This is a genomic window from Thiocapsa marina 5811, assembly GCF_000223985.1.
Taxonomy (GTDB): Bacteria; Pseudomonadota; Gammaproteobacteria; order Chromatiales; family Chromatiaceae; genus Thiocapsa; species Thiocapsa marina.
On sequence record NZ_AFWV01000024.1, the window covers coordinates 24,131 to 32,331 of the forward strand.

Consider the following 8,201-nt stretch of genomic DNA (forward strand, 5'->3'; position numbering starts at 1 on the left):
ACTAGCCGAATCGTTCGATTCGTTCAATGCGCGTCGATCCTCATCCGGGTCGTTTCTCGTGCTCATGGCCACGTGTTCGGTGCGTCTCGGCGCGAGAGCAACCGCCTCGTGTGAGTTTTTTCGTTGCCCTGCCGGTCCCCCCTTCCTTATCCTCCCCCGATTCGGGTCGATTGGCCCGCTTCCAGGCAGATCGCACTATGTCCGTCAACGCTTGGCTCAAGTCTCACCGTCCGCTTGCCGGAGCTGCGCTCAAGCGCACCATCGGGCTGGGGGTGGGGCAGGGGCTGCTCGCCATCGCACAAGCCTGGTTCCTTGCCCTGATCCTGAACGCCGTGATCTTCGAGGGGGCGGGTCTGACCGAAATCGGGCATTTGATGGCGGTCCTGCTCGGGCTGTTCTTGATGCGCGGCTTGATCGTCTGGTTGGGCGAGCGCTCGGCCTTCCAAGCCGCTGCCTTGGTCCGTACCGGATTGCGTGATCAGGTGTTTCGCCACCTGCAACGACTCGGCCCGCGCTACCTGGCCAACGAGCGCAGCGGTGCCTTGGTCGAGATGCTCACCAAGGGGATCGATGATCTTGAGGGCTATTACGCACGCTTTCTCCCGGCGATGACCCTGACGATGATCCTGCCCGTGGTGATCCTGGTCGTGGTCTTTCCGGCGGACTGGGTTGCCGGTGCGGTCATGCTGGTCACCGCGCCGCTGATCCCGCTCTTCATGATCCTCATCGGATCGAGTGCGCAGTCTAAGAATCAGCGCCAATGGAAGGAGCTTGCCCGCATGAGCTCGCACTTCCTCGACGTCATTCAGGGACTGACGACCCTGAAGCTCTTCGGGGCGAGCCGCAGCGAGGCGGACGAGGTCGCGCGCATCTCCAATGCCTACCGCAGCAGCACCATGCAGGTCTTGCGGGTCGCCTTTCTCTCCTCGGCCGTTCTCGAGTTCTTCGCCGCCATCGGTATCGCCATCATCGCGGTGTTCGTCGGCTTTCGGCTCTACGGGCTGGTGATGCCGCTGCCGGAGTGGCTGATGGCGCTCCCCGAGATCACCTATCTGCAGGGACTCTTCATCCTGATGTTGGCGCCCGAGTTCTATGCCCCCTTACGCAATATGGGGACCCAGTATCACGCGCGCATGGCCGCCGCCGCTGCCGCCGAGCAGATGATTCTCGTGCTGGATGCCGAGCCGGAGCCGCGGTCCGCGCCCGACGCGAACGCACCCGATCGGGCCGCATCCGGTCATGCCTCGCTGCGCGCCGCGCGCCCCTTCGGTCTGCGTTTTCAGGACGTGCATTTCAGCTACGAAGCGGGCCGCGATGCGCTTCGCGGAATGGACTTCGAGGTCCCCGCAGGCGCCTGGGTCGCGCTGGTCGGCACCAGCGGGGCCGGCAAGACGACCGTGATCAACCTCCTGCTGGGGTTTCTCTCGCCGACCTCGGGGCGGATCTTGATCGGCGATCAGGCACTCGCTGACCTCGACCTCGAGGAGTGGCGCAGCCATCTCGCCTGGGTCCCGCAGCAGCCGCGTCTCTTCCAAGGGACGATCGGCGACAACATCCGGCTCGGCCGCCCGGATGCGGATCTCGAGTCGGTCCGTGCGGCGGCCCGTCGCGCGCGTGCCGCCGACTTCATCGAGGCATTGCCCGCCGGCTACGACAACCTGGTCGGCGAGCGCGGTGCCGGTCTCTCGGGCGGTCAGATCCAACGCATTGCACTCGCCCGTGCCTTCTTGCGCAACGCCCCGCTGGTCATCCTGGACGAGGCGACAGCCAACCTCGATCCGGAGAGCGAGCGTCTGGTCCAGGAGGGCATCGAGGAGCTGGCCAAGGGTCGCACCCTCTTGGTCGTCGCCCATCGACTCGCGACCGTGCGCCGCGCCGACCGCATCCTGGTGCTCGAGTCCGGCCGCGTCGCCGAGTCCGGGACCCACGAGACCCTCTCCGCGTCTAACGGGATCTACGCCCGGATGATCGCGGCTTACGGCCACGCCGCACCGGCGCAGGTCGACCCTTGGAATCCGGAGCGGGAGGACGACCGATGAAGGAGCTGTTGCGTCTCTGGAGCCTGTTTCGGCCCTACCGCGGATGGATGATTGCCGGCACCCTGATCGCCCTTCTGACCCTGATCGCCAACGTCGCGCTCATGGCCTTGGCCGGCTGGTTCATCACCGCCATGGCGGTGGCCGGTGTCGCCGGGGTTGCCATCAACTACTTCGCGCCCGCCGCCCTGATCCGCCTGAGTGCGGTCATGCGCACGGCCGGCCGCTATGCCGAGCGGCTGATCAACCACGAGGCCACCTTCCGGCTGATCGCCGAGCTGCGGGTCTGGTTCTACCGCCATCTCGAGCCGCTGGCCCCGGCGCGCCTGCAGCAGTATCACAGCGGCGATCTGCTGAGCCGCATCCGTGCCGACATCGACGCCTTGGACAACCTCTACGTGCGCGTGCTGGTGCCCGTGGCGGTCGCTGCCATCAGTGCGGTGCTCTTCTTCGTCTTCCTGTTGCTTCACGACCCGCTGCTGGCGCTCTCCGGGCTTGCCTTCCTGCTGATCGCCGGTGTCGTCCTGCCCGTCTGGTCGCAGGGTCGCGGTCAGGCGCCCGGCCGTCGGCTCGCCGAGGACGAGGCCGAGCTGCGCGCGGCCGTCATCGACGGTGTTCAGAGCATGGCCGAGCTAACGGTCTACGGGGCCAACGCACGCCAGGCCGAACGGGTCGACGCCCTGGGGCGGCGCCTGATCGCCGATCAGGCCCGTTTGAGCAGCGATCACGGCATCACCCAAGCGGGGGTGGGTCTGAGCGCGAGCCTGAGCCTTTGGGTGCTGCTCTGGCTGGCCATCCCCATGGTGCACGACGGCACCCTGATGCCGCCGCAGCTGGCCATGCTTGCACTCTTCACGCTTGCGAGCTTCGAGGCCGTCGCGCCATTGCCGCAGGCCTTCCAGCTTCTCGGGCGGACACTGGCCGCGGCGCGGCGGATCTTCGCCATCGTCGATACCGATCCGCCGGTTGTCGAGCCGACCACGCCCTCGCCCCGGCCGGAGCGCTTCGACATCCGCTTCAACGGTGTCGGATTCAGCTACCCGGGTGCCGCGACACCGGCCGTCGCCGACATCGACCTCGAAGTCCCGGAGGGCACCCGCGCCGCAGTCGTCGGCGCCACCGGCTCGGGCAAGAGCACGCTCTTCAACCTGCTGCTGCGCTTCTGGGAGCCGGATGCCGGAGAGATCAGCATCGGAGGTCACTCCATCACCAACTTCCGCGGCGACGACCTGCGCACCCATATCGCGGTGGTCAGCCAGCAGACCTATCTCTTCGACACCACCATCCGCGAGAACCTGCAGATCGCTGCACCCGCGGCCACGCAGGAGGCGATCGAGGCCGCTTGCCGCGTCGCCCAGATCCACGACTTCATCAGCGAGCTGCCCGACGGCTACGGCACCTGGGTGGGGGAGACCGGCGTGCGTCTCTCCGGCGGACAGGCCCGGCGGATCGCCGTCGCCCGCGCCCTGCTCAAGGATGCCCCCATCCTGCTGCTGGACGAGCCCACCGAGGGTCTGGATGCCGAGACCGAGCGCAGCCTCATGCAGGCACTCGACCGGCTCATGGTCGGGCGCACCGTGCTGCTCATCACCCACCGTCCCGCCGGGCTGGACTGGGTCGACCGCGTCCTGGTTCTCGATAACGGACGCGAGGTCGCGCGCGGTGACTCCAACGTCATCCCGGAAGCCACGCAGGGGGCCTTGCTGCGGGACGCCGCGGGTGCGGTGGCGTAAGCTGTTGGCGAGCTAAACCGCGTCTGGCGTAGCATGCGTCGTTCTTGGATTGGATCGGGTAGGGCCGAGACCACGAGTGTTGGAGCCGACGCGGTTTAGGATTCTGGAAATATGGCTGTTAAACCGTTTCACCGCCGAGGCGCGGGGTGTGCTCACGGTTTGACTCAGGCGTAACCGACACTATTGTTCTGGACACGGTTCAGCACAGCCCGGCACAGGACCATCCTCATGACGCAGCCCGCGGCGCTTCTTCACATCGGTCTCGACGACTATCTCCAAGGCGAGCTGGCCAGCGACATCCGCCATGAGTATGTCGCCGGTCAGGTCTTCGCCATGGCGGGAGCCGGCGAGGCGCACAATCGGATCAGCCTGAACATTGCGTTTCACCTGCGCGCAGCGACCCGCGGCACGCCCTGCGGCGTCTTCATCAGTGACATGAAGGTGCGGGTGGCGGCACACGAGGCCTTCTATTACCCCGACGTGCTCTTGACCTGCGATCCGCACGACCGGGAATCGCTCTACAAGACATCGCCCTGTCTGATCGCCGAGGTGCTCTCGCCCTCGACCGAGATCATCGACCGTCGTGAAAAGCTCATCGCCTACCGGACCCTACCGTCCCTGCGCGATTATCTGCTGGTCGCACAGGACAGCCGCCGCGTGGAACGGTTTCGGCGCACGGAGGCGGGGGACTGGCGCCACGAGATCCTCGAGGACGGTGACCTGGCCTTCACCTGCGGCGACCTCGAGGTGCGCATGTCCGTGGCCGACCTATACGAAGACGTCGTGCTTGAGGGTTGAACCCGAAAGAGCCTGAGCCGGAACGGGGCTCGTGCAGCACTGCGGAAGACTCGATACCGCCTCCCGGGTACGCCGACTTCAGTCGGCACCGGGGGAGGCGGACTTCAGTCCGTCGTGGACCCAAGCTCGAATGGCTTCGGAAATTGTGCGGCTTTGCACTCGGTGGCGGACCGGGCATTGGATCGGATCATGTCTGCCGCGTCGGGATGTCGCCGAGCAAGCGCCTCTACGTCGCCGATCTCCACATCGGTGCACCTGATTTGGACCGCACATGCGTTGGCGCTCCGAGATCTCGCCGCTCTTGTTGACCCTCGCCGCGGCCGGCGTGGACGCAATTGTCATCCTCGGCTTCAATGTCCTCACCGCCGCCCAGACGGGAAACACCGTTCTGCTGGCGGTCGCCGTTGCGCGTGGCGATGCGGAGACCGGGTCGAGTGCCGCCGTCTCGGTCGCTGCATTCGTCGCGGGCGCGATTGTCGGGGAGCTTCTGTGCGGTCGGCCGGGGTCGGGTCGTCGGCGCGCGCCGGTCATCCTGCACGCACTGCTGATCGAGATGCTCCTGCTGATCGCCCTGCTGCTGCTTTGGTTGCTCACCGAACCCGCCGCCGGCCGCTCCGCGATCGCGCTCGCCGCATCGGCCATGGGGATCCAAAGCGCCGCCGTACTCCGGTTGCAGGGTCCCTCGACCACCTACATCACCGGGATGTTGGCGACCTTCACTACCGGATATGTCCGCTGGATCCGAGCCGGTCAAGTCCGCCGTCCCCGGTCCCGGTCGGCCGAGTCGAATGCGCAACCGCCCGACCGCCTACCCTGGCGCAACGGCCTCATCTGGGTGGTCTACCTGAGCGGCGCCATCGCGTGCGGAATACTCTTCCTCCGGTCAGGCGTGCTCGCCCTTCTAGTCCCGATCGCGGCCATCTGCGCGGTCATCGCCATCGAACTCCCGGCACCGGCCGCGGAGACGGGCGACGGCGCCCGGAACCATCGTTAGCCGGACGGCTTCCCGTAATTTTACCCGGTACCTTTTCCACGCGCCGCTAGGCGAGCCTTTTCGCCGAATCGCGATCCGCGCAGGTCAGCGATGTCCGTCCCGTCCGGCTCGCCGATGAAGCGATCTTGGTCCGAAACCAGCTCCAAGAGCGGTCGCACGCTGACGATCTCGTCGTCCGCTGCGGCCAGATGGGCGCGGGCGCTCGACCACGGCCAGTCCTGCGGCCGTCCACTGAGCCGCGCGCGGACGGGATTTCGCTCGACAGACCTGGCAGCGGCGATGAGATGCCGCTCGTCCATCACGAACGAGTGAAAACGTTCCTGCCAAAGGTGCCCTCGCCAGCCTTCCCGGAAATTGATCCTGCGGGTGTAGCGACGGTGCGCCTCGCCCAGCGCATCACGCAACCCGAGCTCATCGCCCCGGACCAGGATCGGATGCACATGATTCGGCATGAGACAGTAGCCGAGCACCTGCGTGCCGCACGCGCGACAGGATGTCGACAGCAATCGCCGATACTCGGCGTAGGCCTTATCGCCAAAAAAGGTCCGCTGCCGTCGATGACCGCGTTGTGTCACATGATGTGGAAGCCCGGGAACAACCACTCTGGGAAGTCTTGCCTTGGATCAGCTAGCCGCACGTCACGGAAACGTCGTTTCGTGTTCTAACCGATCCGGGTCATCTCGTCGAGGGCATTAAGTAAACTGTCCGGGGAACTCGGGGCTCGTCCAACAAACGGTTCAGACCGTCGCTCGCTGCGCTCGGACGCTCTAACCTTATTCGTTAGGCGACATCTTGTAGTCTGTTTGCCAGGTCATGGCCGGCGGTTGGCGCTGGCAGAGGCTTGCCGTCCTGGTGATACAGCGCGATCACCTCGTCTACGAGATCGCAGAGTTCCCGAAAAACGGCAATCTCGTCGCTGCCGTGGCAACCACCGAACATAAGTCCAGGGCAACTGCCAATGTAACACTGGTCTTCGTCAGACCACTCGACGACTTTCGCGTAACGGTCACTTTCCTTCACGCTCAGCCTCCGCTATTGCTCGTTGTACGGCTCGGACGAGGTATTGCTTTGCATCGTCACCTAACTTCCCCGGAACCGTGATTGGCTTTGCGACACTCGGGTGAACGAAATTTCGGTGACTCCCTTTGCCGCCGCGATTCACGAAGCCAGCTTTCTCAAGACTCGACACGAGCTCTCTGATCTTCGGTGGCAAATGGGATACTCCGTGTTCTTCATTGCCTAACGCCTGAGCTAAGCGGTCGCATCAATCGCGATACTTCGGCCACCGGTTGTAGCCGACTGATGGATCGTTTGATTTGTACTTGCGAATGAACTCGACTTCTTTCGCCGCAAGCTCCGCCTCTGAGGCATCTGCCGACTCCCAAAGGATCTGCTTGCGGATCGTGTAGTCGTGCCGGATCTCGATTGGCAACTTGGCGAAATCGGCATTGACCGTCTCCATGTCTGGGCTGCCGTAGTAGCGATAGCTACCGACGCTGTCCTTGCCGACGTAAATCTTCCCGGTTGGATAGGCGATGAGGTAGACCTGTTTCAAGTTTGCCTAGCCGCTTCCAATGGGTCCTAACGTTAAACCTAAGCCGAGGGTGTGACGGTTTCAGGTCTTGCCTTTTGCCTCTTTGGCTGCGCGAGCGATGCGGCTGACCCGCGCGTAATGCAAGCCAAAATGGCTTCCGATTTCTTTCAGAGCGTATCCGCCGCTGGCGTACGCTGCTGCAATGGCTTGGTCTCGATCGCGGTACCGGCTGACGTACTCGGCCAGCGGCTTGGCGGGTGGGCGCCGCTGCGCGAGGGGGACTTCGCCTAAGTCCCGGTCGTTCGGCACCCGGCGGCTGAGTTCTTCAACGAACGCGTCCGATCCGAGGAAGACCTGTTGCTTCAACTGCTCCCAAGGGCCGGCCTGTCCGATGCCCTCGGCGACGAAGCGTCGATAGCGAGCAACGGCAGCCTCTTCGCTCGAGCCAAAGGCCGACAGTAACCAATCCCGGCACAGCCAATCCGGACAGGGTGCATGATCCGTCGTCGCTAAGTAACTGCTCCACGGCCAATCCTGCGGTCGCTCGACCATGCGCGCCCGCACCGGATTCAAGACGATGTAACGCGCCAACTCCTTCAGGTAGGTCTCCTTCTGGACGATGATCGCTTTGTAGCGCCCCTGGAAGACGTGTCCGCAACGTCCGTGTGAATCGTTGAAGCGCCGCGTGTAGACGCCGTTGAGTTGCCGCATGCCCCGGGACAAGTTCGCATCGGGCGTCTCCATCAACAAGTGGTAGTGGTTCGACATTAAGCAGTAAGCGTGTCCCCGCCAGTTGAAGCGCTCACAGACTTCAGCAAGCAGCGCAAGGAACATCTGCCGGTCCCCGTCACCCCGATAGATGTCCTCGCGCGCATCACCGCGCGAAGTGATGTGGTACAGAGCGCCGGGAAACTCGATTCTGAGAGGGCGAGCCATGTCGCAAGCCTAGCTCGGAACGGGCAAAAGGCAAGACCTGATAAGCATCTAGCCGACCCCGCCCGTGGGCCTACAGTTAAGGTAGAAGAAAAGACCTGAGCTGGAGACCCGGCAGGAGGAGTCGACGATGAAACTCTACGGCGGAATCGATCTGCATTCCAACAATAGCG

Annotated in this window: 9 protein-coding genes; 4 read left to right on the top strand and 5 right to left on the bottom strand. The window is 64.3% G+C overall.

The genetic code is table 11. From position 1 onward, the window contains the following. Window positions 1–197 precede the first annotated feature (197 nt). The 4 genes from cydD to THIMADRAFT_RS25130 all read left to right on the top strand — a co-directional run bounded on the left by cydD (window position 198) and on the right by THIMADRAFT_RS25130 (window position 5,561). Window positions 198–2,039 (top strand): thiol reductant ABC exporter subunit CydD, encoded by a 1,842-nt coding sequence (cydD, locus tag THIMADRAFT_RS23020; protein ID WP_007195540.1) that lies wholly within the window; start codon window positions 198–200, stop codon window positions 2,037–2,039. Next, window positions 2,036–3,769, top strand: coding sequence for a thiol reductant ABC exporter subunit CydC (cydC, locus tag THIMADRAFT_RS23025; protein ID WP_007195541.1), 1,734 nt, complete (start codon window positions 2,036–2,038; stop codon window positions 3,767–3,769). The genes cydD and cydC overlap by 4 nt, the downstream gene beginning before the upstream one ends. 228 nt (window positions 3,770–3,997) lie before the next feature. Further along, entirely contained in the window at window positions 3,998–4,567 is a 570-nt protein-coding gene (locus THIMADRAFT_RS23030; protein WP_007195542.1) for a Uma2 family endonuclease, read from the top strand. 271 nt (window positions 4,568–4,838) lie between these two features. Next, window positions 4,839–5,561: a DUF1275 family protein gene (locus THIMADRAFT_RS25130; protein WP_007195543.1), complete on the top strand. Its 723-nt coding sequence runs from the start codon at window positions 4,839–4,841 to the stop codon at window positions 5,559–5,561. A 20-nt stretch (window positions 5,562–5,581) separates the two neighbouring features. Here the strand turns inward: THIMADRAFT_RS25130 and THIMADRAFT_RS23040 are convergent, their stop codons facing one another. The 5 genes from THIMADRAFT_RS23040 to THIMADRAFT_RS23055 all read right to left on the bottom strand — a co-directional run bounded on the left by THIMADRAFT_RS23040 (window position 5,582) and on the right by THIMADRAFT_RS23055 (window position 8,031). Continuing rightward, entirely contained in the window at window positions 5,582–6,163 is a 582-nt protein-coding gene (locus THIMADRAFT_RS23040; protein ID WP_324603160.1) for a transposase, read from the bottom strand. 178 nt (window positions 6,164–6,341) lie between these two features. Continuing rightward, window positions 6,342–6,581 (bottom strand): hypothetical protein, encoded by a 240-nt coding sequence (locus THIMADRAFT_RS23045; protein WP_007195545.1) that lies wholly within the window; start codon window positions 6,579–6,581, stop codon window positions 6,342–6,344. Further along, window positions 6,568–6,750, bottom strand: coding sequence for a type II toxin-antitoxin system HicA family toxin (locus tag THIMADRAFT_RS26100; protein WP_267878417.1), 183 nt, complete (start codon window positions 6,748–6,750; stop codon window positions 6,568–6,570). Before THIMADRAFT_RS26100 ends, THIMADRAFT_RS23045 begins: the two co-directional genes overlap by 14 nt. Window positions 6,751–6,825: 75 nt before the next feature. After that, a complete protein-coding gene (locus tag THIMADRAFT_RS23050; protein ID WP_007195546.1) occupies window positions 6,826–7,116 on the bottom strand; it encodes a GIY-YIG nuclease family protein in 291 nt (96 codons plus the stop codon). Window positions 7,117–7,176: 60 nt separating this feature from the next. Then, the gene (locus THIMADRAFT_RS23055) at window positions 7,177–8,031 is read right to left on the bottom strand and encodes an REP-associated tyrosine transposase (protein WP_007195547.1); all 855 of its coding nucleotides are present in this window, start codon (window positions 8,029–8,031) and stop codon (window positions 7,177–7,179) included. Window positions 8,032–8,201: the final 170 nt, after the last annotated feature.